Source organism: Xanthomonas sp. WHRI 6108 (assembly GCF_040202385.2).
In the GTDB taxonomy this organism is placed as follows: Bacteria; Pseudomonadota; Gammaproteobacteria; order Xanthomonadales; family Xanthomonadaceae; genus Xanthomonas; species Xanthomonas arboricola.
Genome location: NZ_CP168198.1, coordinates 1,852,578 through 1,878,148 on the forward strand (window position 1 = coordinate 1,852,578; position 25,571 = coordinate 1,878,148).

The following is a 25,571-nucleotide window of genomic DNA, read 5'->3' on the forward strand; positions in this document are numbered from 1 at the left end:
TTGCTTGTTCAGCTGTGTTTGCGCCGACTGGCAAAACGCACCACCAAGGACATGTGGATCCGGATACGCTATGCGCTTCCCACAGCGTTGTTGAAAGGTATGGAGCAGTTGAACGAGCAATGGATGACAGCGGTTGTGGATGCCTTGAGCGACCTGCAGGCAGCAAGGGTGGCGCAGGGCGCGGTGCTTGAGGCGCTGGTTGCTTCGCATCCATCCCCGGTGCTGCTCATGCGCTGTTGGGATCGCCTTTCCTCCTCCTTGGTTGCGACCGTTTCGCAACACAAGGCCTCCTCGACAATGGCAAAGCCGATCGAGGCGTATACGCTTGAGCAGTTGGCAGCGTGGACGGATCGAATGGAGCGCTGTTTTCCCCAGGCCAGAGGGCAATCCTAGCCTGGGCTACTGCAAGGCAGCGCTTGCCATTCCGCTCGATGCACAGCACTTGATCATCCAGTGCGTAGCGTAGTCATACGCCGCGCCTGGATCAGCAAAGGCAACAATGAGCAGCCGCCAGCAGTGCAGTGTGTTGGCACCGGACGCTAGCCGGCCGTCAGGCTCCTGTTCTGAGCCTTGGCGGCTATCAGCGTTGCAAGACAGGGCGGGCGGTCTGCATTGACGCGCTGGACTTTACTGACGCATGCCAATCGCCAAACGATTGAATGCGGCCATCAGCGCGATGGCAAAGCTCAGGTCAGCGATCTCGGCGTCACTGTAATGGGCTTTTAGAAGAGCAAAGTCATCGTCAGGGGCTCGGCTGTTTGCGATATCTGTCAATGACTCGGTCCACCCCAGGGCCAGGCGCTCACGGTCGCTGAAATGCGGACTCACCCGCCACCCGGCCAGGTTGTCCAACTCGATGCGCTGCTGGCGCAGGCCGCCCAATCACACGGACTGCCACTCCAGGCATTGAGCAGTTGGCGAATGCGCCCCTCATCGTCGGGCGGTTTGCTGATGGGATTCTCAGGCTTTGCAACGCGAGAACAAGCGTATGCCTCGGTTCAACGGCTACGAGCAGCACTGGATGACGTGTGGGCGCCTGCAGGGCATCGCGTCCGTGCTGCATCGCCCCGGGCCTGAAGCACTTTGATCAACGCCCACCCTGAAAGCGGAAAGTGAAGCGCATGTTCGACGCGGCGGCCGTTGCCGAGTCTGCTGGTGGGGCAGTGGCGGCGACCAACGTCAACTGGCCATCGGCCACAGCCACCGGAACGCCAAGCGTGAGATCGATCTGTCTGGACCAGCCGCCGCCGAGCACGGTTGCCCTGACGATCAGCCGGCCCGCCACGACGCACTGCACCTCGGCCGGGCAACGGCTGTCTTCGATGACGCGGTCGGGACGTACCTTGGGGCCATCGACCGCCGCGATTTCTCCCAGCCGCACCGGGCCTTCGATGGGCTGGCTGGTGATGGGGCCAGCTGCCGCGCACGCGGCAAGCCAGGCGACCAGAAGCGTTGCAAGCATCAGCGTGCGGAAGGGGCGGAGGCGTTCCATTGCGGCAATCATGCCCGTGTGTTGTGGAGATGCAAGCTGATGTTTCGGTGCGCTGTGCGGATGTAGCGACCACATCAATGCGATGCAGCGTCACTTCGCCGTGATGCGCTCGCGCAAGTGCGCAGCATTGCGCGAGCGCAGGCAGCAACACGGCCAGTCACTAAGGATCGCACTACCCGGCCAGTCAGATCACCGAGGCATTGACCTTGAACACCTCGACCGCCTGCGTCAGCTGGGTCGAATGCGCTTCCAGCGAACGGGCTGCCGTGCTCGCGGCTTCGACCAGGCTGACGTTCTGCTGGGTGGTTTCGTCCATCTGGGCGATGGTCAGGTTGACCTGTTCGATGCCGCCGGCCTGTTCCTGCGAGGCGGCGGAGATGTGGCCCATGATGTCGGTGACATGCTGGACGCTGGTGACGACCTCGCCCATGGTGGTGCCGGCCTTGTGCACCAGCGTTGCACCGTCGGCGACGCGCTGCACGGAGTCCTCGATCAGGCGTTTGATCTCCTTGGCGGCGTCCGATGAGCGGTGCGAGAGGGTGCGCACTTCCGAGGCCACCACGGCAAAACCGCGGCCTTGTTCGCCGGCGCGTGCGGCCTCGACGGCGGCATTGAGCGCGAGGATATTGGTCTGGAAGGCGATGCCGTCGATGACCGAGATGATGTCGGCGATGCGCCTGGACGAGGCTTCGATGCCGGACATCTGTTCGATGACCTGGCCAACCACGTCGCGTCCTTCCGAGGCAATGGCGGCGGCGCCCAGCGCGAGCTGATTGGCACGGCCGGCGTGCTCGGCATTCTGCTTGACGGTGGAGGTCAGCTCTTCCATCGATGCTGCGGTTTCTTCCAGGCTGGCGGCCTGTTGTTCGCTGCGGCGGGACAGTTCCTGGTTGCCACTGGCGATGTCTTCGGCGGCAAAACCGATGCTGTTGGAGGTGGTCTGGATATGCGTGACGATGTCGGTGAGGCGATGCACGGTGCTGTTGGCATCGTCGCGCATGGAGGCGAACACGCCGTGGAAGTTGCCGGTCATGCGCACGGTCAGGTCGCCATCGGCGATGCACCGCAGCAGGTCGGAAAACCTGGCCAGGTTGGTGTCGGAGGTGGCCATCATGGTGTTGAGGTTTTCGACCATCAGGCGGAAGTCGTGCTCGAACTTCTCAGGCTGGCCGCGCAACGCGAAGTTGCCGGCGCAGGCAGCCTGGGTGAGCTGCTGGATCTGCGCGTTGATGGCGCGCAGGTTCTGCTTGACCTGCTGCATGGTGGCGGTGATGGCGGCCTTTTCGCCGGGGTATTGCTCGATTTCGGGGGCCAGGTCGCCGATGGCATAGCTGCCCATGACCTCGGTCATGCGCAGCTGGGTCTGCACGTGCGCATGTACCAGGGCGTTGGTGTCCTGCACCATGTGCCCGTATTCGCCGGGGAACTGCTGGGCGTCGGTGCGGTAGCTGATCTCACCGGCATCGTGGCGGGCCGCCATGTTGCGTTGGGCGGAGATCACATCCTGCAGGCGGCGCTGCATCTGTTGCATGGCGCGCAGCAACTGGCCGGATTCGTCCTTGCTGGTGGGCAGGTCCTGGCTGCGCAGGTCGCCGTCGTTGATGCGCTCGGCCAACCGCAGCGATTGGCGCAAGGGCAGCACCACGCTACGGGTCAGCAACCACGCAATGGTGGCGCCCAGCAGCAAGGCGATGACGGTGGAGACCACCATCAGCATTGCAAAGCCGCGCGCGGTGGTCACCGCGTCCTTGGCGGCCGCGCGGTTCTTGGCTTCCTGCAGGTCGATGAAGGCGTTGATGCTGGCCAGCCAGGCGACGAAGGCGGGGCGCGCCTGCTGCAGCAGGCGTTGTTCGGCATGCGGCTTGTCGGCGCCATCGCGGAACGCGCGCACCTGCGCGATCAACGGCATGGTGCGCTGCTCGATGGCCTTGATCCGCTGGAGGATGGCCTTTTCTTCCGCGTCCGTGGAGGCCGCGATCATGTCGTCCAGTGGCTTGGCGGAGCGGGCGTAGTCCGCGGCGAGCTTGTCGATCGATTGCTCTGCCGTGTGCCGCTCTGCCGGGTCGTCCAGCAGCACGACATCGCGCAGGGCGATCGCGCGGTCGTGCACGCTGCCGCGGAAATTGATCGCATAGCGTTGCTTGACGCTGTTCACTTCGTTGATGGCGGTGAGCTGCTGGTCGATGCTGCGTACGCGCTGGATGCCGACGACGGTGAGGATCACCATCAGCACAATGATCGCGAGGAAGCCGAGGGCCAGGCGCTGACCGATGCGCAGATTCGAAAACAGGGACATAGGGAGTTTGATCGGTGATCCGGCGAGCGGAAGAGCGGGGGAGAATCCCAGCAACAGCTGGGAGGCGATGCGCCCGGGACACCGATGGGGTCGGCAGCGTTGCCGCTGCACGAAGGATGTCTCGACCTGTTCGTTAGCGGCCTGCGTCAGCGGAAATGAAACCGCCGGCGGTGGCAGGATTCATCCACGGTTGGCTTCGCAATGCCGTCAGCCATGGCGATCAGAACGCAAGCCAGCGGTCGCGGCCGCAGCGCAGCGCTTTGGTACCGGTCAGCGCCGGGGCAGAAGCGGATTCAGGCACGGCAAATGACCGAGGCGTGGAGACGGCCGCAGCGCCGGTGCTGCGGCCGATGGCAGGCGTCGATCAGCATGCATCGTGCCGCCACCGCAGCACGGCCGCCGATCCAGGCGGCCTCAGTCATAGCGAGACAGATCCGGCGCCTTCATCGACGGCGTCATCAGCTTGGCGGCAATGTTCTGGATGCTGGGTTGGCTGGCGAATTTCAGTGCGCCGTGCAGCAGCTGGATGCCGAGCCGGCTGTGCGGATTCATCAGGCGCGGGCCGATCTTCGGCACGCCCTGGCCCTGTTCCACCATCGGCCGCATGGCGTCGGCGTAGGCGGCGAGGGCCTGTTCCAGTGTCGCGGCACGTGCGATCTCGTTGGCCAGCACGTAGCCGCCGGTGACCGCAAGAGTGGCGCCGATGCCGGCCAGCGGGGTTGCGCACCAGGCGGCGTCGCCGGTCAGCACGACGCGGCCGGCGTGCCAGCGCGGCATGCGCACCTGCCGCAAGGCATCGAAGTAGAAATCGTCGGTGGTGTCCATGCCGTCCAGCACCCGCGCAGCCTGCCAGCCGGCGTCGGCGAAGCGTTCGCGCAGATAGGCCTTCTGGGTCGCCAGGTCCCAGTCCTGCTCGCCCTCGGGGGCTTTCTGCAGCGACAGCATCGCGCGCGTGGTGCCGTGCTGGTCCGGGCGCAACGAGATGCTGCGCCCGCCGGTGGTGTGATACCAGCGCCACAGGCGGTCGTCGTCGGCGGTGCGTGCGATGGTGAAGTAGGCAATGGTCAGATCCATCCAGCGCGGGTCGTTCTCGCCGGGAAACACCAGCTCGCGTGTGGCCGAGCCGACGCCTTCGGCGACGATGACGGCATCGAAGCGGTCGCTGCGTCCGCTCTGGAAGTGCACGGTGGCAGCCTCGCCGTCGTCGTCGATGCTGGCGATGCGGTCGCCGAACCGGTACTCGGCTGTCTGGCGTGCGGCGTCGTAGAGCAGGCGGGCGAGGTCGCCGCGCAGGATTTCCAGCTCTGCGGTCGGGCCATCGCCATCGATGTCGTCGGTCTTGAAGGTCGCCACCGCATGGCCGTGGTCGTCGACCCAGGCAGTACCTTCCTCGCCGGTGCCATGATCGAGTGCGGCCTGCTCCAGGCCCATGCGCTGCATGACCTCGCGGCCGACCCCGCGCACGTCGATGTTCTGGCCGCCATCGCGAAACTGCGCGGCCTGCTCGACGACGCTGACGTCGAATCCCTGCCGGGCGAGCGCCCAGGCCACGGTGTTGCCGGCGACGCTTGCGCCGGTGATGAGGATGCGACGCGCCATGACAGATCACCCGAAAGAAGAAATATCAGGAGTGATATTACATGTCCTGGTCGCGCTGCTCCAGGTTGGCGATCAGGCGCTGCATGAATGCAACAGTCTGCTGCGCCTCCTCGGGGGAGAAGTCCTTCAGCGCATCGGCATTGAGATCGATCAGTATCTTGCCGCCGATCTCGGCGATCTTGCGCCCGCGCGACGTGAGCGAGACCACTGCGGCGCGGCGGTCCTGCGGCGCCGGGGCGCGCTCGATCAGCTGCAGGCCCTCCAGCTTGTCCAGCAGGGCCACCATTGCCGGCTGCTTCACCGCCGAGTCGATCACCAGGTCGCGTTGCAGCATCGGCCCTTTCCAGGACAGCAGCATGATCGGCCCGAGCAGTGCCAGCGACATCCCATGCGGGCGCAGTTGCGCATCCACCAGACGGTTGAAGACCCGTGCAGCATGGTTGGCCAGATACCCCGGGGCCACCGCAGCCAGCGGGTGAATGAGTGCATCGCGATCCTGCATTTGCGTCATCGTGCCACGCCGTTGGGCCATTTCGCGATTTTATCCGGGCACGCGCACCGCCGGGCATCGCCGGCGCGCCGCGGCGCGGCATCCATGCCGGCTGCCGCGCCAACACGCCATGGTGGGGCCGGCGCGCAGTCGGCAGGCATCGTCACCTGAGTGTTGTAACGTAGGCGGGCGCTGCACGCCTTGCAGGGCGCCACCGGCAACGCCGGATGGCGCTGGCAGGTCCGGCCGGCATCTCGGCCCGTTCCGTTCCTGCCAGCCGGCGCTGCGCGGCGTTTGATCCTGGTTCTTCTTCAATGGTTCGTCAAAGATGCTTGTTTGGGTGATTGGTAAGCCGTCCGCGCACCGCGTTGCGTATTGTCCGCATGACGACTGCCGCTGGGCGGCAGCGCGCCTGGGCACCACGTGAGCGCGCCGTTTCCGTATGGCGACAGCGCCATGGCGCAGGCCGTGCGCGCCTACGACTGGGCCGCAACACCGCTGGGGCCGACCACGCAGTGGCCGTCGCCGCTGCGCAATGCGGTCAGCCTGATGCTCAGCTCGCCGGAAAGCATGTATGTGGTGTGGGGCGATGCGCTGACCTTCTTCTACAACGATGCCTATACGCCGATCCTTGGGCCGCGGCAGCCGCATGCGCTGGGTGCGCCGCTGCGGGAATTGTGGGCCGATGCCTGGGAGGCGGTACGTGCGCCGATCGAGGCCGCGTTCGCGGGGCGCGCCTCGCGCTTCGAGGAAGTGCCGATCGGCATGAACCGCTACGGCACGCCGGAAGACACTTGGTGGACATTCTCGTTCTCGCCGATCTATCTGGACGATGGGCGTGTGGGCGGCGCGTTCTGCGTCACCAACGAAGTCACCGACCGCAAGGTGGCGCAAAACCGGCTTGCCGATGAGCACGAGCGGCTGATCCGGTTGTTTGAGCAGGCGCCGATGTTCATGGCGTTTCTGAGCGGTCCGCAGCATCGGGTGGAGTTCGCCAACCCGTGCTATTCGCGATTGATCGGGCACCGCGACGTGATCGGCAAGCCGCTGGCCGAGGCCCTGCCGGATCTGGTCGAGCAGGGGCATCTGCATCGCCTGGACGAGGTGTACCAGTCCGGGCGCGCCTACGCGGCCAATGCGCTGGCCTATAACGTGCAGGCCGCGCCGGGCGGCCCGGTGGAGCGACGCCTGCTGGATCTGGTCTACCAGCCGATCGCCGGTGCCGATGGCACCGTCTCCGGCATCTTCGTGCAGGGCCTGGACATCACCGACCGCATCGGCCTGGAACGCGCGGTGCGCGAGGCGGAAGTGCGCAACCGGCAGATCCTGGACAGCGTGATGGACTACGCGATCATCGCCACCGACCTGCACGGCCTGGTCACGTCCTGGAACGAGGGCGCGCAGCGCATTCTGGGCTGGAGCGAGGCCGAAATGCTGGGCCAGACCCTGGAGCGCACCTTCACCCCGGAAGATGTGGAGCGCCGGCAGATCCTGATCGAGGCGGCGGCGGCGCTGGAAAGCGGCAGCGGCATGGACGAGCGCTGGCATGTGCGCAAGTCCGGTCAGCGTTTCTGGGCGAACGGGTCGCTGATGGTGCTGCGCGACGAAACCGGTGCGGCGATCGGCTTTGTCAAGGTGTTGCGCGACCGCACCGCCGAGCGACTGGCCAGCGAAGCCCTGCGCGAGAGCGAGCGCCGGCTGGATGCGCTGGTGCGCGCGTCCTCGCAGTCGATCTTCTCGGCCAGCGCCGACTGGCGCGAGCTTCGCCAGCTGGTTGGCGAGGGGGCGCTGAGCGATGCGCTCTCGGCAAGCTTGAACTGGCAGCAGGAGATGGTGCACCCGGACGATCGCGCGCGGCTGGCCGAAGCCATTGCGCATTCGATCGTCAACAAGACCGGGCTGGACGTGGAATACCGCGTGCTGGATGCCGATCAGCAGGTGGGCTGGACCCTGATGCGCGCGATCCCCTTGCTGGACGAGGGCGAGCAGATCGTGGAGTGGTTCGGCACCGCGGCCGACATCACCGACAAGCGGCTGGCCGAGCAGCAGCTGCGCCAGCTGACCGAAACGCTGGAAGAGCGCGTGCGCGAACGCAGCGCGGCGCTGCTGCTGGCCGAGGAAAAGCTGCGCCAGAGCCAGAAGATGGAGGCAGTCGGCCAGCTGACCGGCGGGCTGGCGCACGACTTCAACAATCTGCTGACGGCGATCAGCGTCGGTCTGGAGCTGTTGCAGACGCGCATCGAACAGGGCAAGTACGACCGCCTGGAGCGCTATGTGGAAATGGCGCAGTCCAGCGCCGCGCGCGCCACCGCACTGACCCAGCGGCTGCTGGCGTTTTCGCGCCGGCAGACCCTGGCGCCGACCGCGCTGGAGGTGCAGGCACTGGTGCAGGGCATGCACGACATCATCGCGCGCACGCTGGGGCCTTCGATCGCCTTGCAGCTGCGCCCTGCAGCCGACCCGTGGAAGGTGCTGGTGGATGCGCCGCAGCTGGAAAACGCGCTATTGAACCTGTGCATCAACGCGCGCGACGCGATGCCCGATGGCGGCGAGCTCACCATCGCCGTCGCCAACCGGGTGCTGGACGCCGGCGCCGCCCAGCAGCTGGACCTGCCGATCGGCGAGTACGTGTGCCTGAGCGTGCAGGACACCGGCACCGGCATGAGCGCCGATGTGATGTCCAAGGTGTTCGAGCCGTTTTTCACGACCAAGCCGATCGGGCAGGGCACCGGTCTGGGCTTGTCGATGATCTACGGATTCACCCGCCAGTCCGGCGGCCACGTGCGCATCGATTCGGAGGTGGGCATCGGCACCACCATGGCGTTGTACCTGCCGCGCTTCGATGGTGTGCTGGCGCAGGACGAGGCAGTGCCGGCGACCGAGCAACCGCTGCGTTCCACCGCGCCAAGCTGCACGGTGCTGCTGGTGGAAGACGAAACCGCGATCCGCGTGCTGATGTCCGAAGTGCTGAGCGAAGCGGGCTACCGCGTCATCGAGACCGCCGAAGGCAGCGCCGCAGTGGAGCGCCTGCGCTCGCAGGAGACGATCGATCTGCTGGTGACCGACGTCGGGCTGACCGGTGGATTGAACGGACGTCAGGTCGCCGACGCGGGGCGGCAGTCGCGGCCGACGCTGCCGGTGCTGTTCGTCACCGGCTACGCGGCAACCGCAGCGGTGGGCGCCGGGCAACTGGAGGAAGGCATGGAGGTGCTGACCAAGCCGTTTCTGGCCGTGGACCTGGAACGTCGCGTGGCACAGTTGCTGGAACGCAAATCGCACTGAGGCCTGCGTGCAGGCTTGGCGATGATTCGGTCGGGGTTGCTTACAGCGCGGTCTGCACGATGCCCAGCAGGTCGCGCAACGAAAACGGCTTGGTCAACAGACGCATGCCGGTATCGAGAAAATCCGCACGCTTGGCGATGGACCCGGCATAGCCGGTCATGAACACGATGGGCAGGGCGGGATACAGACGGCGCGCATTGTCGGCAAGGTCGCGCCCGTTCATACCGGGCAGGCAGATATCGGAGAGCAGCAGGTCGAACGGACGCGCCTGGTTGAGCTGCTCCAGCGCCTGCTCGGCGTCTGGCGACGCGATGACCTGGTAGCCCTCGTCACCCAGGATATCTGCGGTCATCGCACGAATGGCATCGTCGTCTTCGACCAGCAAGATACGGGCGTTACATGATGCGTGGTTCACCGCAGTCCTCGAGCGATCGCAACCATGCGATGCACTTCAGGTGCAACGCTAGGCCCACGCGCGTGACGAACGTGTCGGAACTGTCATAAAGCGCGGTGCAGGTCACAGCACGCTACCGATATCGCGGGGGCTCAGCTCGCGCCAAGCAAGCTGATCGATTCAGTGGTGCGCAGCGGGCAGTGATGCGCCCGTGATAAATTTAAGCCTATGGAAAATCTGAAGCCGATGATCGCAAACCGCATTACGACTGGTACGACGGGGCTTGACACCATCCTGCGCGGCGGCCTGCCGCCCAACCGCCTGTACCTGCTGGAGGGCCAGCCGGGCTCGGGCAAGACCACCGCATCGCTGCAGTTCCTGCTCGATGGCGCTGCCAAGGGCGAGAGCTGCCTGTACGTGACCTTGTCGGAAACCATCGACGAGCTCAACGAAGTGGCCGCCTCGCACAACTGGTCGCTGGAGGCGCTGCATATCTTCGAGCTGGCATCGGCCGAAGCGTTTCTGGGCGATGGACGCCAGCAGTCCATCCTGCATCCGTGGGAAATGGAGCTGGACGGCACCATTAAGCTGATCCAGGCCGAAGTGGACCGGGTCAAGCCGACGCGTGTGGTGTTCGACTCGCTGTCCGAGTTGCGCCTGCTGGCGCAGGATTCGCTGCGCTACCGGCGTCAGGTGTTGGCGCTCAAGCAGTTCTTTGCGCCGCGCAACATCACCGTGTTCCTGGTCGATGACCTCACCGGCGAGAACGGCGAACGCGATGCGCATCTGCACAGCCTGTGCCATGGGGTGATTTCGCTGGAACGCATGACGCTGGATTTCGGCGCGGCGCGGCGGCGCATGCAGGTGCAGAAGTTGCGCGGCGTGGATTTCATCGCCGGCTACCACGACATCACCATCACCACCGGCGGCATGCGGATCTTTCCGCGGCTGATCGCCTCCGATCACCATGTGCCGTTCATCGGCGATGCGGTGTCCAGTGGTGTGGCGCGTGTCGATGCGCTGCTGCACGGGGGGCCGCTGCGCGGCACCAGCACCCTGCTGACCGGGCCTGCCGGTTCGGGCAAGACCAATATCGCGCTGCAGTACGTGACCGCTGCCTGCGAGCGCGGCGAGCATTGCTGCATCCTGGAGTTCGACGAGCGCACCGGCACCTTGCTGACGCGTGCCGAGAGCCTGGGTATGGATCTGCGCAAGTATCTGGATGCGGGCCTGCTGGAACTGCATCAGATGGATCCGGCCGAGCTGACCCCGGGCGAGTTCGCCTGGGCGGTGCGCGCCAGTGTGGAACAGCGCAACTGCCGCGTGCTGGTGATCGACAGCCTCAACGGCTATCTCACCTCGATGCCGCAGGAAAAGCAGCTGATGCTGCAGATGCACGAGCTGCTGTCCTACCTCAACCAGAGCGGCGTGACCACGTTCCTGGTCAATCCGCAGCACGGCCTGGTCGGCACGATGTCCACCGGCAACCTCAACATCTCCTACATGGCTGACACCGTCATCCTGTTCCGCTTCTTCGAGGCGCAGGGGCGCATCCGCAAGGCCGTGTCGGTGATCAAGAACCGCAGCGGCGCGCATGAGGATTCGATCCGCGAGTTGCGCATCGGGACGGGCGGTATCCATCTGAGCGAGCCGCTGGAGAAATTCCACGGCGTGCTGACCGGTACTCCGCATTTTGTTGGGGACGACACGCCGTTGCTGGATCGTCCACTTGACTACCTGTGACCCGGATGGGTCCATCGTCCACATCATCGCGCCGTTCGGCCGCGATGCGGAGAGCATTGCCGGCATCGTCGGTCAGCGCGGACTGACGCGCCGGGTGTACGGGTCGCTGGCTGCGCTGGCGGACGACCTGCTCGATGCCTCCGGCGTGGTGGTGCTGACCGAGGAAGCGGTGGGCGGGGATCTGCGTCAGTTCTCGCATGCCCTGCAGAGCCAGGCCGCCTGGTCGGATATTCCGTTCGTGCTGCTGCGTGCGCCGCGCGGCAGCCACAACGGGCGCCAGGCTACGCTGCCGGCGGAAGTGACCAACGTCATCGAATTGGAACGGCCGCTGAGCTCGTCGTCGTTGTTGAGCGCGATCTCCACTGCGTTGCGCTCGCGTCAGAAGCAGTTCGTGATTCGCGACCAGATGGCGCAGTTGGCCGAAAGCAAGACGGCCCTGATGTCGAGCGAGGCCGAGCTGCGTCGCGTCACCGACGCGCTGCCGGTGCTGATTGCCTTCATCGACAAGGATCTGGTGTACCGCTTCGCCAACCGCTCGTATGAAGACTGGATCGGCATCCCGCCTGCCGAGGTGATCGGGCGGTCCATGGTGGATGTGGTGGGGCCGGCGATGGTGCAGCAGCGCCGCGCCTGGATCGAGGCCGCGTTGGCCGGGCAGGCGTTGACGGTGGAGGCCAGTTGGCCGCACGCCGACGGACGCCGGCGCGATGCGGAGATTCGCTACATGCCGCGCCTGGATGCGGACGGCCAGGTGGACGGCTTTCATGTGTTTGCCACCGACATCACTGCGCGCGCGCTGGCGCTGGAATCGATCCAGCAGCAGGCCAGCCTGCTCGAGGTCAAGGTGGCCGAACGCACCGCCGAGCTGCAGCAGCAGATGCTGGCACGCGAGTCCAGCGAAGCGGCATTGCGCCAGGCGCAAAAGATGGAGGCGGTGGGCCAGCTCACCGGCGGCATCGCACACGACTTCAACAACATGCTGACCGGCATCCTGTCGGCGCTGGATCTGGCGCGCTTGCGCATCGACCAGGGCCGCACCGAAGGGCTGGGTCGCTTTCTGGATGTGGCGTCGGCCTCGGCTCTGCGCGCGGCCGCACTGACGCAACGGCTGCTGGCGTTCTCGCGCCGGCAATCGCTGGAAGCGCGGCATCTGCATCTGAACGACCTGGTGGTATCGCTGCAGGAATTGCTGGCGCGCACGCTGGGCGAATCGGTGCATCTGGAAACCGATCTGCAGGCCGACCTGCCGCAGGCGTATGTCGACGAAAACCAGCTGGAAAGCGCGCTGCTCAACCTGGCGATCAATGCCCGCGACGCCATGCCCGACGGCGGGCAGCTACGCATCGCCACCCGGCAGTTGCAGGTCCAAGCGCAGCCGCTGGAACTGGGGCGCGGGGTGACGCTGGCGCCGGGCAATTACGTGGTGGTGTCGGTGACCGACAGCGGCGCGGGGATGCCGGCCGACGTGCTGGAGCGTGTGTTCGAACCGTTCTACACCACCAAGCCGATCGGGCAGGGCACCGGCCTGGGCATGTCGATGATCTACGGCTTCATGCAGCAGTCCAACGGGCAGGTGTGGGTGGAGTCCGAGCTGGGCAAGGGCACCACGGTGAGCCTGTATCTGCCCGCCGGTCTCCATCCGCAGGCGCTGTCGCCGCAACCGCAAGCCGGTGCCGTGGTGTCCGGACGCGGCCAGCAGGTGCTGGTGGTGGAAGATGACGAACAGGTGCGGCTGCTGGTCACCGAACTGCTCAACGAGTTGGGCTATGAGGCCGATGTGGTGGCCGACGCCGATGCGGCGCTGCCGATCCTGGCTTCGCAACGGCGCATCGATCTGCTGGTGACCGATGTGGGCCTGCCCGGGCTCAACGGGCGCCAGTTGGCGGAGATCGCGCGGCAGTCGCGGCGGGATCTGCCGGTGATCTTCATGACCGGCTATGCGGAAACCGCGCGCGATCGCGGCGAGTTTCTTGCCGACGGCATGAGCATGATCGCCAAGCCGTTTACGCTGGGCGAGTTCAGCGGAAAGCTGCACGAGGTGTTGGGGCCGTCGGCCTGATGGCGTTGGGCGGTCAATCGCGCCTGACACCACGACGGCGCTGCCGTCGGCTGGCACCGGGGCGGCCTTGATGAGGGATGCAGCCTGAGGTTGGCGTCAGGGCGCTGCGCGCCCGGCCTGCCGCGCGCTGGCCAGCGACTCGGCCACGGCGATCTTGTCGGCCACCGCCTTCTGCATCGGCGAGCCGGCGTCGAGCAAGCCATGCAAATGCCGCCAGTGCTCGCTGGCAGCGCGGTAGTCCTGCTGCTGAAAGTCGCTGATGCCCAGCAGCCACAGGCCGCGCTGATGGTCCGGCTCGCGTGCGACCACCTGTTGCAGGCGGCTGCGTGAGTTGGCGTCGATGGCGAAATCGCTGCGCGTGGCCATGTCCGCGGCCACCCAGCCGACGATGGCGGCGCTGAGATCCGGCGCGATTTTGAGCGCTTGCGCATAGGCCTCACGCGCATCGGCGGGGCGGTTGTCCTGCTCGTGGGTCCTGGCTTGCTGCATCCACGACTCCAGCGCCTGCGCCTGCGCAGCGTCGGCGTTGGCCTCTGCGGCCCGGGCTTGCTCACCCGTGGCGGCGACGGCAGGCGCGTCTGCCGGTTGTACCTGGGACTGCGCCGTCGCGTAGACACGCCGTGCGATCGCATCCGGCGTGCCGACCAGCCGATACAAGCCGGCCGTGGCGATCGGCAAGCCGAGCACCAGCACAATCGGCAAGCTGTAGCGTGCATTGCCCTTGCGCGCGGGCTGGCGCAGCAACGGCGCCAGTATCAACAGCAAGGCGACGACCACCAGCGCGGCGCTTGCGATATAGAAACCGGTCATCACCATTCTTCCTCCGGTTGCGGCGCCACCGGCGTGCCGGCGCGCGCACGTTTGCGCACGGTGTGGATCACCACGCCCGCACCGGTACCCAGCAGCAGCAACGGACCGAACCACAGCAGCCAGGTGCCGCGCTTGACCGGCGGGTCGTACAGCACGAAGTCCGAATAGCGATCGACCATGTACTGCTTGATCTGCGCATCGCTCCTGCCGGCCTGCAACTGCGCGAACACCTGGTGGCGCAGATCGCGCGCGAGCTCGGCATTGGAGTCGGCCAGGTTCTCGTTCTGGCACACCAGGCAGCGCAACTGCGCGGTCAGGCGCTGATAACGCGCTTCGTCGCTGCGGTTCTTGAACGGCAGCGGGTCCACCGCCTGCGCCGCCAGCGGCGGTGCAAGCAGCACGCCCAGCAGCAGCACCAGCAGCACACGCAGTTGCCGGCCCTGCATGCGCCAGTACCAGCGCCAAACCCAGCGCGCCGCCATCACCGCGTGCCCTGGGGCAGTGCGGCGATGGCGGGCAGCAGCTCGTCGTGGATGACCGCGGGCGTGAGCACGCCGATGTGCTTGTAGCGGATCACGCCTTGCGCATCGATCAGGAAACTCTCCGGCGCACCGTAGACACCGAAATCGATCGCGGTCTGGCCGGCTTCATCGGCAATCACCAACGCATACGGATTGCCGTACTGCGCAAGCCAGGCCGTGGCGTCGGCAGGCGCGTCCTTGTAGTTGTAGCCGATCAACGCCACCCCGAGCCGGCTGGCCTGCGCCATCAGCACCGGATGTTCGTGCACGCATTCAGCGCACCAGCTGCCGAAGACATTGAGGACGTAAGGCTTGCCCAGCAGCTGATCGCGGCTGACGCGTTGCTCGGGCCGATCCAGCCGCGGCAGCGAGAACGCCGGTGCCGGCTTGCCGATCAACGGCGAGGGCACATCGCGCGGGTTGTGCTGCATCGTCCAGTAAATGCCGAAGCCGAACAGCGCCGCCAGCAACAGAAAACCCAGCAAGGGCAGCAGACGGTTCATGCGTGCGATTCCTGCGCAGTGACACTGGTGCCGTGTGCCGGTGCCGTGGCCGCCGTCGTGGCGAGCGCCGGCGCACGGAACCGGCGGGCACAGGCGCTGACGAAGCCGCCCAGCATCATCAGCAGGCCGCCGGCCCAGATCCAGCGGATGAAGGGTTTGTAGTACAGCCGCAACGTCCAGTCGTATTCGATGTGCTGATCGTCCAGCGGCTCGCCGAGCGCGACATACAGATCGCGGGTGATACCCGGGTCGATCGCCGATTCGGTCTGGATGCGCTCGCTGCTGTACAGGCGTTTTTGCGGATGCAGTTGCGCGACCAGCTGGCCATCGCGGCTGACCTGCACGCTGCCTTGTTCGGCCTTCCAGTTCGGCCCGTCGATCAGTTGCACGCCGTCGAAGCGGAACGCGTAACCGGCGATCTCGGCGGTCTGCCCGGGCGACAGCCGCACGTCGCGTTCGACCGACAGGCTTTCCGACACCAGCACGCCGGCCACGAACACCGCCACGCCCGCGTGCGCGAGCAGCATGCCGGCCATTTCCGCCGGAAACCGCCGGCCGCGCGGCATCTCGCGCCAGCGCTTGTACATGTACAGCGCGGTGCCGGCCGCCACCCATGCGGCAACGCCGATCCCGGCGATCGCCCTGGGCTGGCCCTCGGCAAACAGGCTGCCGACCAGCGCACAGGCGACCGCGGCGATGCCGGCGCGCGTGCCTAGTGCCTGCAACGGCGCCGCCTCGGCCTTGCCCCAGCGCAGGTACGGGCCGAACGGCAGCAACAGCATCACCGGCAACATCAGCAGCGGGAACAGCAAGCCGAAGTAGGGCGGCCCCACCGACACCTTGCCCAGGCCGAAGGCATCGGCCACCAGCGGAAACAAGGTGCCTAGCAACACCATCGCCGCCGCCACGGTGAGCAGCAGGTTGCCGATCAGGATGGCGGTCTCGCGCGAGGCGGCGGCGAACGGTTTGCCGCTGGCGATCCGGGGCGCGCGCAGCGCATACAGCAGCAACGAGCCACCGACCACGGCGATCAGGAAGATCAGGATGTACAGGCCACGGCGCGGATCGGCGGCGAAGGCGTGCACCGAGGTCAGCACGCCCGAGCGCACCAGGAAGGTGCCCAGCAACGACAGCGAGAACGCCAGGATCGACAGCAGGATGGTCCAGGCGCGCAGGCTGCCGCGTTTTTCGGTGACCGCCTGGGTGTGGATCAGCGCGGTGCCGACCAGCCACGGCATGAAGCTGGCGTTTTCCACCGGATCCCAGAACCACCAGCCGCCCCAGCCCAGTTCCGCATACGCCCACCAGCTGCCGGCGACGATGCCGGCGGTGAGGCAGGCCCAGGCCACATTGGTCCACGGCCGCGCCCAGCGCACCCAGGCCTGTTCCAGCTCGCCACCCAGCAAGGCCGCCACCGCGAACGCAAACGCCACCGAGAAGCCGACATAGCCGGTGTACAGCACCGGCGGGTGGAAGGTCATGCCCGGGTCCTGCAGCACCGGATTGAGTTCGTTGCCATCCAGCGGAATCGGCGACAGCCGCGCGAACGGATTGGAGGTCAGCAGGATGAAGGCCAGAAAGCCCACCGACACCAGCCCCAGCACCGCCAGCACGCGCGCGGCAAAATGCTGCGGCAGATGCCGGCTGAAGGCGGCCAGCAACAGCGTCCAGGTCGACAGGATCGCGATCCACAGCAGCAACGAGCCTTCGTGCGCGCCCCACACCGCGGCAAAGCGGTAGTACCAGGGCAGGGCGATGTTGGCGTTGTCGGCGACATAGCGCACCGAAAAATCCAGCGACAGCAGCGACCAGGCGAGCAGGCCGAACGCCATCCACACGAACAGCGCCTGACCGACCGCGGCAGGCCGCGCAATGCCCATCAACGCGCCATTGCCGCGCCAGGCGCCGATCAGCGGCAGCACGCCCTGGGCGAGCGAGAGCAGTAACGCCAGGATCAGTGCGATCTGGCCGAGTTCAGGCGTCATGGGCGAATCGCATCGTTGCAGCGAAGAGGCATCATCGAGGGAAGGAACAAGCTGCGCGCCGCATCAGCGCGGCGCAGGCAGCGGCACCGCAGCGGCGGGAATCGGCTTGCCGACATGGCCTTCGGCCATCGCGTCCTTCAGTTCCTTCGGCATATAGGTTTCGTCGTGCTTGGCCAGCACTTCGTTGGCGACGAAGCGCCCGCCCTGCATGCGCCCGTTGGCGATCACCGACTGGTTGTCGCGGAACAGGTCCGGAAGAATGCCGATGTACTCGACCTGCGTCGCGGCGTGCTTGTCGATCACGGTGAAGTGGACGGTGAGGCTGTCGCTGGCGCGCTGGATCGAGCCGGCCTTGACCATGCCGCCGAGGCGGAATTGCCGGTAGCTGGCCGCCTCGCCGGCATGCACCTGGCTGGGCGTGAACAGGTAGCTCATGTTCCGCTGCAGCGCGAGCACGATCAGTGTGACCGCCAATGCCGCAGCGGCGAGCGCGCCGATCACCAGCCACAGGCGTTGCTTGCGGGTGGCGTTCATGGGGCGTCACGCTCCAGCGGCGCTGTTGCCGACAACTCGCGCGTGCGCCGCGGCGTTTGCCGTTGCAGCTGGCCGCGCAGCTCGCGCGGCAGGCGGCGGCGACGCAACCATGGCGATGCCAGGTCGGCCAGCAGCACCAGCACGAACAGCGCGTACGCGGTCCACACGTATTGCCCGTAACCGCCCATCGCCAGCAGGGTCGTCATGCGGTGCGCTCCGTCAACACGATGCGGCGCGCCCAGTCCTTGCCGCTTTCCAGGGCGAGCAGGTCCACGCGCACGCGGCCGAACAGGCTGGCCAGGTAATAGCACTTGGTCGCCAGCGTCATCGTCAGCAGCGGCCACAGCATGTCCGCGCTCATCGTGGAGGGGCCGAGCAGGCGCACGGTGGAGCCCTGGTGCAATGTGTTCCACCACACCACCGAGTAATGCACGATCGGCAGATTCACCAGGCCCACCAATGCCAGCAAGCCGGCCGCACGCATCGCCTGACGGCGGTCTTCCACCGCGTGGTACAGGCCGAGCACCCCCAGATACAGGAATAGCAGCAGCAACTCGGAGGTCAGCCGCGCATCCCAGGTCCACCAGGTGCCCCACATCGGCTTGCCCCACAGCGAGCCGGTGCACAAGGTGATGAAGGTGAAGGCCGCGCCGATCGGCGCCGAGGCCATGGTCACCACCTCGGCCAGCTTGATCCGCCAGACCAGTGCGATGAACGCGGATACGCCCATCGCCGCGTAGATGAACAGGCTCATCCAGGCGCTGGGTACGTGGATGAAGATGATGCGGTAGGCATCGTGCTGCTGGTAATCCGGCGGCGCCAGCACCAGCCCACCGTAGGCGGCCACCGCACCAAGCAACAACGCCAGGCCCAACGCCCACGGACGCACGCGTCCGGCCACGCGATAGAAGGTCGGCGGCGAGCTGAGTCTGTGCAGCCACAAGGGAATCCACTTGGCCATGCCGGTGTCGTCAGTTGGAATGTCTGGCGGGAGGCGCCAGCGCCTGCACGGCGGCACCGGCGTTGACCTGCAACTGGCCGTCGGAGAGCTTGCTGGTGCGCTGCATCAGCTCGCGCAATGCGGTGGCGTCCAGCGACGGCGACAGCGACAACAGCAGCGCGACCACGCCGCTGACATGCGCGGTGGCCATCGACGAGCCGGAGGTGAAGTCGTAGCGGCCGTTCGGCTGGGTGGTCAGGATGTCCTTGCCGGGGGCGCTGAGCACGCCGGGCATGGCCGCGGTGGGGCTGCTGCTGCGTACCACCAGCACGCCCGGCACATCGTTGGGAAAACCGTCCAGCCGGCCGTTGGGCGGCATCGCGGCGACCACGATGCGGCCCTGCTGCACCAGGTGCTGCAGCATCTTGCTCAGCAGCGGGTCGGCCGGGCCGCCCAGGCTCAGGTTGATCACGCGCGCGGAGCTGTTGTTGATCGCCGCCAGCGCCTTGGCCAGGGTGAAGGTGTTGCAGCGTGCGGTGGCGCCGACCGTGGGCGCATACCAGCAGGCCTTGTAGATGCTCAGCATGGCCTTGGGCGCCATGCCGACGATGCCTTGATGGTTGTTGCTGCCGGCGGCGATGATGCCGGCCACTTCGGTGCCGTGCGAGTCGCTGCTGGTCATCACCGGCGAGTCGTCGACCAGGTCGTGCACGTCGCGGATGCGCGCCTTCAGGTCGGCATGCGTGGTGTCCACGCCGGTGTCGACCACCGCCACCACCACGCCGCGGCCCTGGGTGACGGTCTGCGCGCTGGCCGCATCGGTGGCGATGAAGCCGCGCTGCAGATCCACATAGGGGTCGTTGTAGCCGGACAGCGCGGTGGTCTTTTCCGATGCGTCGGCGGAAAACACCGAGAAATCCTGCACCGGTTGCACCAGCTCCACGCCGTCGTCGTCGGCCAGCGCGCTGACCAGTTCGTCGCGCGACACGCCCGGCGGCGGCTGCAGCACGGCGCAATACAGGCCCAGCGAGGTGATCGGCCAGCCGGAGACTTCGCGCAGCTTGTAGCGCTGCTTGAGTGCTTCCATGCGCACGGCGGCCTTCTGGCCGGCGCCGTAATAACTGGAGGCGTAGCCGATCAGGCTGGAACCGGCGCGGGCCGGCGGCGCGCTGAGTGGGTTGGCCACCGCCAGCAGGATGTCGCGGCTGCTGTCGGGCGTATGCGCATCGGCCGCCGGTGGCGTGCTGGCGCTGGCGGCGGCCTGCGCCGGCTCCTGCGCGGCGGCCTGCGGGCCAAGGCCGATGCAGGCGGCGATGATGCCGATGGCGAGCAGGCGCTTCATGGTGCGGACACGATCTCGGCCATGCGGATGCCCGGGTTGGCGCGCAGCTGCTGCACGGTCTGCTGCGGCTGGGCCGGCGGTTGCGGCTGGGCCGGCACCACGGTGTAGGCGCCCATCTCGTTGGGCCCGCCGATCACCTGCAACTGCTGTGCATGCAGCAGGCGGTCCCAGTCGGCCACGGTCATCTTGGCGTCTGGCACCACCCGGATGGCGCCTTGCGGCACCGGCTGGGCGGTGGCGCTGCTGAGCGTGCGGTAGTCGTGCGAGGGCGCGGGCGCGGCCAGCCTGACGCCCATGACGCCCAGGCCGATTGCCTGCACCAGCGCTGCGGCCGCCAGGGCGCGCACCGTCCAGCTACCGGAGCGGCGCGCCGCCGGTGGCGCGGGCGCGCTGGCCTGCTCCGGCGCGTCCAGGCGGCCGAGCAGGCGCTGCAGGCCGGCGTTGGCGTCCAGCTTTACCGCCGACGGCAGCGCCAGCGCCTGGCGCAGGCGGTTCTGCTGAGCGAACTCGGCACTGCACGAGGCGCACTTGGCCACGTGCGCGATCAGCCAGGTGTTCTCTTCCTCGGTGGCGCTGTCGAGCAGGACCGCGGGCATCAGTTCCCAGGCGTGCGAGCATTCCTTGCCAGGCGCGATGAAAAACGTCTTCATTGCATGGTCTCCGTATAGGGGGCGCCGCCGGCCAGACCGGGCAGCACATTGCGTAATTTGACCCGCGCATGGAACAGCCGGGCCTTGATGGTGCCTACCGGGCACTGCATGATTTCGGCGACTTCTTCCAGCTTGTGGCCGATGCCGTAGACCAGTTCGATCACCAGGCGCTGGTCCGGCGACAGCCGTTCCATGCCCTTGTCGAGCCAGTCGCGCAGCTCGCGGTCGTCGTTGTCGTCGGCGCTGGGGGCGTGGTCTTCCACCACCGCGGTATCGTCGATGGCCTCGCCGTCGTGCTGGCGCAGGCATTTGAGGCCGCAGCGGTAGGCGATGCCCATGATCCAGGTCGAGACCTGCGAATCGCCGCGGAAGTCGCCGGCCTTCTGCCAGGCGATCCAGAAACAGTCGTTGATGGCTTCTTCGATGATGTCCGGGCGCCGGGTCAGGCGCGACAGGAAGCGGCACAGCCGGCCGTGATAGCTGGTGTACATGGTGGACAACGCGGCGCGATCGCCCGCCGCCATGCGGCGCAGCAGCATGCGATCGGTGGCATCACCCAGGGTGTCGGAATCATTCATCGAGGCAGGCACGGCTTAGGACGCATGTCAGTGCCCGCGGGCGGGCAAAAGGTTGCGTGGGGATCAGAAGGTGACCGACGCGGTTCCCAGCCAGGGCGTTTCGCCGGGGCCGCCCTGCAGGCGTGGGGTGTTGTCGCTGGTGACGATGCGTTCCAGCTTCAGCGTCCATCGGTCCCGACTCCAGCGCAGGCCGAATTGCCCATACTGATAGCGGCCGGACCGGGCGGCGCCGTAGGCCATCGCCGGGAAACGTGACGAGCCGGCGCCGACTGTCAGGCTGAGGTCGTCGCGCAGCGGGACATTGGCGGTGACGTCGATGGCGACATTCCACGGCGACTGGTCGGCACGCGGGAAATTGAAGGTCGACACCGAGAAGGTCAGCACGTCGCGATAGGACCAGGCCAGGCTGGCCTCCTGGCGGTCGAAGGTGCGCGTGGCCTGATTGGTCGGGTAGCCGTAATACAGCGCGCTGGCCTGCATCTGCCAGCGGTCGCCCAGCATCCAGGCGCGTGCGGCCTGGGCGGTCACCGCCACCGGCCTGCTCAGCGAGGGCGATTGCAGCGCGACCGACGCCGACATCGACCAGCCCGGTGCGGGCAGCCAGTAGCCGGCGGTCTGCAGGGTGGCCTTGTTGGGCGCGATCGAGATGCCGCGGTCGATCAACTGCGAGGTCAGCGCCACCGCGCCGCCGACCGTGCCGGCGATGGCATTGCCCGGGCCCAACACCAGGGCCAGCAGCAGGCAGTGGCGCAACGCGGCGCGTCGGTGTGCGGACTGCGCGTGCCGGCAGTGCGGCATGCCCCGGGGCGTGTGGCAGCGTCGCCGGCCCGTCCAGTGGCCGCTCGCGAGCCACGGCTGCCCGTCGCAGGCGCAGCTGCGTCGCGTCCGGAGCGGGTAGGGCCTGGCAGTCAAGGCATTCGGCAATGGGGTGAGCGTCTACATGGAACAGGGGCGCGATAGTGACCCATCACGCAAGACGAGACCGCTGCGACGGCGGTTGTTCCGTCCGTATACGCGAAGGAACCGGCACAGGCAACGCGCACCCGTGCCGGTATGCGCCGGCGATCGCGCTCCCGGATGCCAACCGGCAGCGCTGGCGCCAGCACGCCGGTGGCGATCAGTGCAGGGTGTTGAGGTAGGCGATCAGCGCGTCGAGTTCCTTTTGATCTTCCAGGCCTTCGTACTTCATCTTGGTGCCCGGCAAGGCCTTGGAGGAGGACTGCGACAGATAGGTCTTGAGCTGGGCAGGCGTCCACTGCCACTTGCTGGCCTTGAGCGCATCGGAGTAATTGCTGTAGTCGGCCAGGCTAGCGGCCGGGCGCCCGGCCACGCCGAACATCGACGGGCCCTTCTTATTCTTGCCCTGGGCGGCGCTGTGGCATTCGGCGCATTCGGTCATGAAAACGCCTTTGCCGTCGGCCGCGTGCGCAGGTGGGGCAAGCAGGGCGCCGGCCAGCAGCAGGCCGGCCAGCGGGGCGCACAACAGGGTCTGGTGGAATGACTTCATGGGGGTCCTTACGCGTGCGGGGGATCAGAACGAGACATTGACCGACAGCGCGAAACTGTCGAGATCGCGCGGGTTGGTGATCGGAATGCCGCCACCGAACACATTGGTGGTGCTGCCGTTGAACTTGTCGAAGCGGAACCAGGTGGCCGCGAACCGCACGTTGGCATTGGTGGTGTAGGTGCCCTCCTTGCCGAACGGGGTCCAGTACAGCAGGATCAGATTGGCGGTGGTGTCGGGGATGCCGTAGGGCTGATAGCGCGCCACATCGAACGAGCCGCTGTTGATCAGATGCGCCGCCAGCACGCCATAGGTCTGCTTGAACGCGTAGTTCATGCTGATGTTCTGATCGCGCACGCTGCCGCGGTCGCGGGGAGACATGCTCGGGTCGGTCGGCAGCAGCGGGCTGCCGTATTTGCGGCGCTCGTAGATGTTGACGTAGGCCAGCGACAGCACGTGCTCGCGGGTACCGAGGAACTGATAGGTCAGGTCGTAGCCCAGGTCGGTGAGGTCATCGCTGGGGCCGCCGCTGCGCAGCCGCTGGCGGCGCGTGGTCATGGCGGTCAGGCCGGCGGAGAAGAACTGCCGCTTCATGTCCTTCATGTAGGCAAAGCGCGCATAGCCGGTGTCGCTGAGCTTGCCCGGGTCGCCGTTGGGGTTCCAGCCCAGGTGGTCCTGCGCGTCGGTGGACAGCGCGCTGTAGCTGCCGACTTCGCCGTACCAGTTGCGGTCGAACAAGCCGTACACGGTGGCGCCGATCACGCGGTTGGAGAGCGAGGACGAACTGAGCATGCTGGCCGAGCCGGCGTTGGACACCGGGCTCAACGTCGATGCATTGGGCAGCACCTGGATCGGGTCGGACACGCCGGGATTGTTGTTGATGCTGACGCCGACCATCGCGTCCTTGCCGGCCAGCTGGAACGGCTTGCTGACAAAGCGCAGATCCACATCGTCGAGCTGGGTGTTGAAGGTGTCGTTGCCGCCGTTGTTGGAGCGGATCTTGGAGTAACCGCCGACATGGTCGTTGACCCGTCCGGCCAGATACAGGTCCGCTTCGTTGATGCGTGCGCTGCTGTCGCCGCGGCTGGGATTGCGCCGGGTCCAGGTGACCTGGCCGGAGGCCGGGATCTTGGTGCCGTTGCCGTCGGTATCGGTGAAGCCGCCGAGCTTGAAGCGCATGCCGTACGGTGTGAGCGACGGACCGTAGGAGCCGACATGGCAGTCCGCGCACGACGAACCGGTCTGGCGTGCGAACGAGGGAATCGCCTGCGCCTGGGTGCTGGCCAGCAGCAGCAACGGGCCGGACACGCACAACAAGGAGGTCAGGGAAGCGGTGCGCGTGGCAGTGGTGCGACGCGGAGCGGGCTGGGGAGTAGGCATGGAAAGTCCTTGTTCGACGGTACGGGGGTCGGCGCTGCGGGAGCGGGGGACGGCGGGCAACACGGCGGAGTTCATCGGCGTTTTCCCGGCAGCACGCGGTGCAGCAGGCCATCGCGCAATACCAGGTGGTGCCAGAGGGCGGCACCGATATGCGCGATCACCAAGGCCAGCAACACCCAGGCGGCATTCAAGTGCCAGGTGCTCAGGGTGTCGGCCAGGTCTTCGTCCGGCGCAACCAGGTTCGGCAGCGTCAGTCCGAACAGATAGACCGGTTTGGCGTAGGCATTGCTCAACGACCAGCCGATCAGCGGTAGGGCGACCATCAAGCCGTACAGCGCGAGGTGGGTGGCGCCTGCAGCCAGCCGCATCGGCAGCGGCGATGGCGGGCCGGGCGGCAACGCGCGCAGGCGGATGCGCAGGCCCACCCGCAGGCCGAACAGCAGCAGCACCATCAAACCGAAGTGGCGATGGCCTTCCATCAGCCACTGCCGCAGGGCGCGTCCTTCCAGCTCGGCGCGCAGCAGGATCAGCGCGGCCGCCATGGCCAGGCAGAACACCGTCAGCCAATGCAATACGCGCATCGGTCTGGGCAGCGGAATGACGCGCGCCGGCAGTGCGGCCTGCTCCGGCAGCGCAGTGGCACTGTCGGCTGCAACCGCATCGGGCGCGTGGGGGGATGAACTCATCGATCGGTGTCCTGCGCTGGTGTCGTTGGATCCGGCAGTGCGCGGTGCGCTGCCAGGCCTGGCTCCCCACGCCGGCCGAACTGCGGCCACGTGAACGTGCAGCGATATGTGCGGCGCGGCCGCTGAAAGGTTGCATCGCCGTGCAGTGATGACGTGCCTGGGCACGGTGTTGGCCGCAGCGACTGCGCTTGCGCGCACCTGGGTTCGCAGCGCCGTGACGCCGCGCAACCTTTCGCGCATGCCGGCGCACTCAGGCATGTCGCACTACGTGCAGTCAGCGGTTACGCCCTTCCGATCATGGCCATCGAACGCATCCAGTTGCATACCCACGGCGACGATCGCGGGCTGCTCATCTCGTTGGAGCAGCAGCGCAATGTCCCGTTCGAGATACGTCGTGTGTATTACCTGTTCGGCACCCGCAACGGCGTCCATCGTGGACAGCATGCACACCGTCGGCTCAACCAGCTGGCGGTGGCCTTGCATGGCTCGGTGACGATCCTGCTGGATCAGGGCGACGGCCACGGCCAGCAGGAAGTAGTGCTGGACGATCCATCGCAGGGCCTGCTGCTCGGCCGCATGGTGTGGCGCGACCTGCATCGCTTCAGCCCCGACTGCGTGCTGATGGTGCTGGCCGACCAGTTCTACGATCCCGCCGACTACATTCTCGATTACGACCAGTTCCTCAGCGAAGTGCGCGCTGGCAAAAAGGCATTGAATATGCGTGAAGACATCGCTGCTCACTCTGATGCGTTTTTGGGAGTTCGACCCTAAATGCGTGTGCCG

The 25,571-nt window shown here is 66.7% G+C and carries 25 protein-coding genes; 5 read left to right on the top strand and 20 right to left on the bottom strand.

All coding sequences use genetic code 11. The annotated features are described in order from the left end of the window. On the top strand, nucleotides 1-393 hold the full coding sequence (locus tag ABQ039_RS08035; RefSeq protein WP_374057720.1) for a hypothetical protein: 393 nt from the start codon (nucleotides 1-3) through the stop codon (nucleotides 391-393). 234 nt (nucleotides 394-627) lie between these two features. On the opposite strand, the gene ABQ039_RS08040 is transcribed toward ABQ039_RS08035, so the two are convergent. From ABQ039_RS08040 to ABQ039_RS08060, 5 genes are all read right to left on the bottom strand, one after another. After that, the gene (locus ABQ039_RS08040) at nucleotides 628-882 is read right to left on the bottom strand and encodes a hypothetical protein (protein ID WP_349777892.1); all 255 of its coding nucleotides are present in this window, start codon (nucleotides 880-882) and stop codon (nucleotides 628-630) included. A gap of 205 nt (nucleotides 883-1,087) precedes the next feature. Continuing rightward, on the bottom strand, nucleotides 1,088-1,504 hold the full coding sequence (locus ABQ039_RS08045) for a hypothetical protein (RefSeq protein WP_349777891.1): 417 nt from the start codon (nucleotides 1,502-1,504) through the stop codon (nucleotides 1,088-1,090). 172 nt (nucleotides 1,505-1,676) lie between these two features. Beyond that, entirely contained in the window at nucleotides 1,677-3,788 is a 2,112-nt protein-coding gene (locus tag ABQ039_RS08050; RefSeq protein WP_349777890.1) for a methyl-accepting chemotaxis protein, read from the bottom strand. Nucleotides 3,789-4,202: 414 nt separating this feature from the next. Then, nucleotides 4,203-5,387, bottom strand: a complete 1,185-nt coding sequence (locus ABQ039_RS08055) for an FAD-dependent monooxygenase (protein ID WP_349777889.1) — start codon at nucleotides 5,385-5,387, stop codon at nucleotides 4,203-4,205. 37 nt (nucleotides 5,388-5,424) lie between these two features. Then, entirely contained in the window at nucleotides 5,425-5,889 is a 465-nt protein-coding gene (locus ABQ039_RS08060; protein WP_046345906.1) for a MarR family winged helix-turn-helix transcriptional regulator, read from the bottom strand. 444 nt (nucleotides 5,890-6,333) lie between these two features. Between ABQ039_RS08060 and ABQ039_RS08065 the strand changes: the two genes are divergently transcribed. Beyond that, nucleotides 6,334-9,159, top strand: a complete 2,826-nt coding sequence (locus ABQ039_RS08065; RefSeq protein WP_374057860.1) for a PAS domain-containing protein — start codon at nucleotides 6,334-6,336, stop codon at nucleotides 9,157-9,159. A 40-nt stretch (nucleotides 9,160-9,199) separates the two neighbouring features. Here the strand turns inward: ABQ039_RS08065 and ABQ039_RS08070 are convergent, their stop codons facing one another. Further along, the gene (locus ABQ039_RS08070) at nucleotides 9,200-9,544 is read right to left on the bottom strand and encodes a response regulator (protein ID WP_016903378.1); all 345 of its coding nucleotides are present in this window, start codon (nucleotides 9,542-9,544) and stop codon (nucleotides 9,200-9,202) included. Nucleotides 9,545-9,781: 237 nt separating this feature from the next. Between ABQ039_RS08070 and ABQ039_RS08075 the strand changes: the two genes are divergently transcribed. Further along, the gene (locus ABQ039_RS08075) at nucleotides 9,782-11,296 is read left to right on the top strand and encodes an ATPase domain-containing protein (RefSeq protein WP_160954980.1); all 1,515 of its coding nucleotides are present in this window, start codon (nucleotides 9,782-9,784) and stop codon (nucleotides 11,294-11,296) included. Then, nucleotides 11,283-13,355, top strand: a complete 2,073-nt coding sequence (locus ABQ039_RS08080; protein ID WP_065032359.1) for a PAS domain-containing sensor histidine kinase — start codon at nucleotides 11,283-11,285, stop codon at nucleotides 13,353-13,355. Before ABQ039_RS08075 ends, ABQ039_RS08080 begins: the two co-directional genes overlap by 14 nt. 96 nt (nucleotides 13,356-13,451) lie before the next feature. Here ABQ039_RS08080 and ABQ039_RS08085 read toward each other — a convergent pair whose 3' ends face one another. The 14 genes from ABQ039_RS08085 to ABQ039_RS08150 form a co-directional block, all read right to left on the bottom strand. After that, nucleotides 13,452-14,171, bottom strand: coding sequence for a tetratricopeptide repeat protein (locus tag ABQ039_RS08085; protein WP_349777887.1), 720 nt, complete (start codon nucleotides 14,169-14,171; stop codon nucleotides 13,452-13,454). Next, nucleotides 14,165-14,647: a cytochrome c-type biogenesis protein gene (locus ABQ039_RS08090; protein ID WP_180968771.1), complete on the bottom strand. Its 483-nt coding sequence runs from the start codon at nucleotides 14,645-14,647 to the stop codon at nucleotides 14,165-14,167. Before ABQ039_RS08090 ends, ABQ039_RS08085 begins: the two co-directional genes overlap by 7 nt. Further along, entirely contained in the window at nucleotides 14,647-15,189 is a 543-nt protein-coding gene (locus ABQ039_RS08095; RefSeq protein WP_184517093.1) for a DsbE family thiol:disulfide interchange protein, read from the bottom strand. Before ABQ039_RS08095 ends, ABQ039_RS08090 begins: the two co-directional genes overlap by 1 nt. Beyond that, nucleotides 15,186-17,174, bottom strand: a complete 1,989-nt coding sequence (locus ABQ039_RS08100) for a heme lyase CcmF/NrfE family subunit (protein ID WP_104608108.1) — start codon at nucleotides 17,172-17,174, stop codon at nucleotides 15,186-15,188. The genes ABQ039_RS08095 and ABQ039_RS08100 overlap by 4 nt, the downstream gene beginning before the upstream one ends. 63 nt (nucleotides 17,175-17,237) lie before the next feature. Next, nucleotides 17,238-17,708, bottom strand: a complete 471-nt coding sequence (gene ccmE / locus ABQ039_RS08105; RefSeq protein WP_349777886.1) for a cytochrome c maturation protein CcmE — start codon at nucleotides 17,706-17,708, stop codon at nucleotides 17,238-17,240. Then, complete coding sequence (gene ccmD / locus ABQ039_RS08110; protein ID WP_024940343.1) at nucleotides 17,705-17,914, bottom strand: heme exporter protein CcmD; 210 nt, start codon at nucleotides 17,912-17,914, stop codon at nucleotides 17,705-17,707. The genes ccmE and ccmD overlap by 4 nt, the downstream gene beginning before the upstream one ends. After that, entirely contained in the window at nucleotides 17,911-18,669 is a 759-nt protein-coding gene (gene ccmC, locus ABQ039_RS08115; protein ID WP_065032354.1) for a heme ABC transporter permease CcmC, read from the bottom strand. Before ccmC ends, ccmD begins: the two co-directional genes overlap by 4 nt. Nucleotides 18,670-18,679: 10 nt before the next feature. Then, complete coding sequence (locus tag ABQ039_RS08120; protein ID WP_104552731.1) at nucleotides 18,680-19,990, bottom strand: S8 family serine peptidase; 1,311 nt, start codon at nucleotides 19,988-19,990, stop codon at nucleotides 18,680-18,682. After that, a complete protein-coding gene (locus ABQ039_RS08125) occupies nucleotides 19,987-20,640 on the bottom strand; it encodes a zf-HC2 domain-containing protein (RefSeq protein WP_024940346.1) in 654 nt (217 codons plus the stop codon). Before ABQ039_RS08125 ends, ABQ039_RS08120 begins: the two co-directional genes overlap by 4 nt. Beyond that, nucleotides 20,637-21,218 carry a sigma-70 family RNA polymerase sigma factor gene (locus ABQ039_RS08130; RefSeq protein WP_046342333.1) on the bottom strand — a complete coding sequence of 194 codons (582 nt, stop codon included), beginning with the start codon at nucleotides 21,216-21,218 and terminating at the stop codon, nucleotides 20,637-20,639. The genes ABQ039_RS08125 and ABQ039_RS08130 overlap by 4 nt, the downstream gene beginning before the upstream one ends. A gap of 63 nt (nucleotides 21,219-21,281) precedes the next feature. Next, nucleotides 21,282-22,016 carry a hypothetical protein gene (locus ABQ039_RS08135; protein WP_179464911.1) on the bottom strand — a complete coding sequence of 245 codons (735 nt, stop codon included), beginning with the start codon at nucleotides 22,014-22,016 and terminating at the stop codon, nucleotides 21,282-21,284. Nucleotides 22,017-22,335: 319 nt separating this feature from the next. Then, complete coding sequence (locus ABQ039_RS08140) at nucleotides 22,336-22,725, bottom strand: cytochrome c family protein (protein WP_016902092.1); 390 nt, start codon at nucleotides 22,723-22,725, stop codon at nucleotides 22,336-22,338. 24 nt (nucleotides 22,726-22,749) lie between these two features. Beyond that, entirely contained in the window at nucleotides 22,750-24,102 is a 1,353-nt protein-coding gene (locus ABQ039_RS08145) for a hypothetical protein (protein WP_026064224.1), read from the bottom strand. Nucleotides 24,103-24,173: 71 nt separating this feature from the next. Beyond that, nucleotides 24,174-24,788 (bottom strand): cytochrome b, encoded by a 615-nt coding sequence (locus ABQ039_RS08150; RefSeq protein ID WP_349777885.1) that lies wholly within the window; start codon nucleotides 24,786-24,788, stop codon nucleotides 24,174-24,176. Nucleotides 24,789-25,085: 297 nt separating this feature from the next. Here ABQ039_RS08150 and ABQ039_RS08155 point away from each other — a divergent pair, with 297 nt between their 5' ends. Beyond that, complete coding sequence (locus ABQ039_RS08155) at nucleotides 25,086-25,559, top strand: FdtA/QdtA family cupin domain-containing protein (protein WP_184517796.1); 474 nt, start codon at nucleotides 25,086-25,088, stop codon at nucleotides 25,557-25,559. Nucleotides 25,560-25,571: the final 12 nt, after the last annotated feature.

Bases quoted from the DNA above. Each gene is read 5' to 3' on its own strand.
- ABQ039_RS08095 (WP_184517093.1), bottom strand. From the start codon at position 15,189: ATGAACCGTCTGCTGCCCTTGCTGGGTTTTCTGTTGCTGGCGGCGCTG.
- ccmC (WP_065032354.1), bottom strand. From the start codon at position 18,669: ATGGCCAAGTGGATTCCCTTGTGGCTGCACAGACTCAGCTCGCCGCCG.
- ABQ039_RS08150 (WP_349777885.1), bottom strand. From the start codon at position 24,788: ATGAGTTCATCCCCCCACGCGCCCGATGCGGTTGCAGCCGACAGTGCC.
- ABQ039_RS08125 (WP_024940346.1), bottom strand. From the start codon at position 20,640: ATGAAGACGTTTTTCATCGCGCCTGGCAAGGAATGCTCGCACGCCTGG.
- ABQ039_RS08045 (WP_349777891.1), bottom strand. From the start codon at position 1,504: ATGATTGCCGCAATGGAACGCCTCCGCCCCTTCCGCACGCTGATGCTT.
- ABQ039_RS08050 (WP_349777890.1), bottom strand. From the start codon at position 3,788: ATGTCCCTGTTTTCGAATCTGCGCATCGGTCAGCGCCTGGCCCTCGGC.
- ABQ039_RS08155 (WP_184517796.1), top strand. From the start codon at position 25,086: ATGGCCATCGAACGCATCCAGTTGCATACCCACGGCGACGATCGCGGG.
- ABQ039_RS08075 (WP_160954980.1), top strand. From the start codon at position 9,782: ATGGAAAATCTGAAGCCGATGATCGCAAACCGCATTACGACTGGTACG.
- ABQ039_RS08140 (WP_016902092.1), bottom strand. From the start codon at position 22,725: ATGAAGTCATTCCACCAGACCCTGTTGTGCGCCCCGCTGGCCGGCCTG.
- ccmE (WP_349777886.1), bottom strand. From the start codon at position 17,708: ATGAACGCCACCCGCAAGCAACGCCTGTGGCTGGTGATCGGCGCGCTC.
- ABQ039_RS08145 (WP_026064224.1), bottom strand. From the start codon at position 24,102: ATGCCTACTCCCCAGCCCGCTCCGCGTCGCACCACTGCCACGCGCACC.
- ABQ039_RS08090 (WP_180968771.1), bottom strand. From the start codon at position 14,647: ATGGCGGCGCGCTGGGTTTGGCGCTGGTACTGGCGCATGCAGGGCCGG.
- ABQ039_RS08135 (WP_179464911.1), bottom strand. From the start codon at position 22,016: ATGCCGCACTGCCGGCACGCGCAGTCCGCACACCGACGCGCCGCGTTG.
- ABQ039_RS08055 (WP_349777889.1), bottom strand. From the start codon at position 5,387: ATGGCGCGTCGCATCCTCATCACCGGCGCAAGCGTCGCCGGCAACACC.
- ccmD (WP_024940343.1), bottom strand. From the start codon at position 17,914: ATGACGACCCTGCTGGCGATGGGCGGTTACGGGCAATACGTGTGGACC.
- ABQ039_RS08085 (WP_349777887.1), bottom strand. From the start codon at position 14,171: ATGGTGATGACCGGTTTCTATATCGCAAGCGCCGCGCTGGTGGTCGTC.
- ABQ039_RS08065 (WP_374057860.1), top strand. From the start codon at position 6,334: ATGGCGCAGGCCGTGCGCGCCTACGACTGGGCCGCAACACCGCTGGGG.
- ABQ039_RS08130 (WP_046342333.1), bottom strand. From the start codon at position 21,218: ATGAATGATTCCGACACCCTGGGTGATGCCACCGATCGCATGCTGCTG.
- ABQ039_RS08120 (WP_104552731.1), bottom strand. From the start codon at position 19,990: ATGAAGCGCCTGCTCGCCATCGGCATCATCGCCGCCTGCATCGGCCTT.
- ABQ039_RS08060 (WP_046345906.1), bottom strand. From the start codon at position 5,889: ATGCAGGATCGCGATGCACTCATTCACCCGCTGGCTGCGGTGGCCCCG.
- ABQ039_RS08100 (WP_104608108.1), bottom strand. From the start codon at position 17,174: ATGACGCCTGAACTCGGCCAGATCGCACTGATCCTGGCGTTACTGCTC.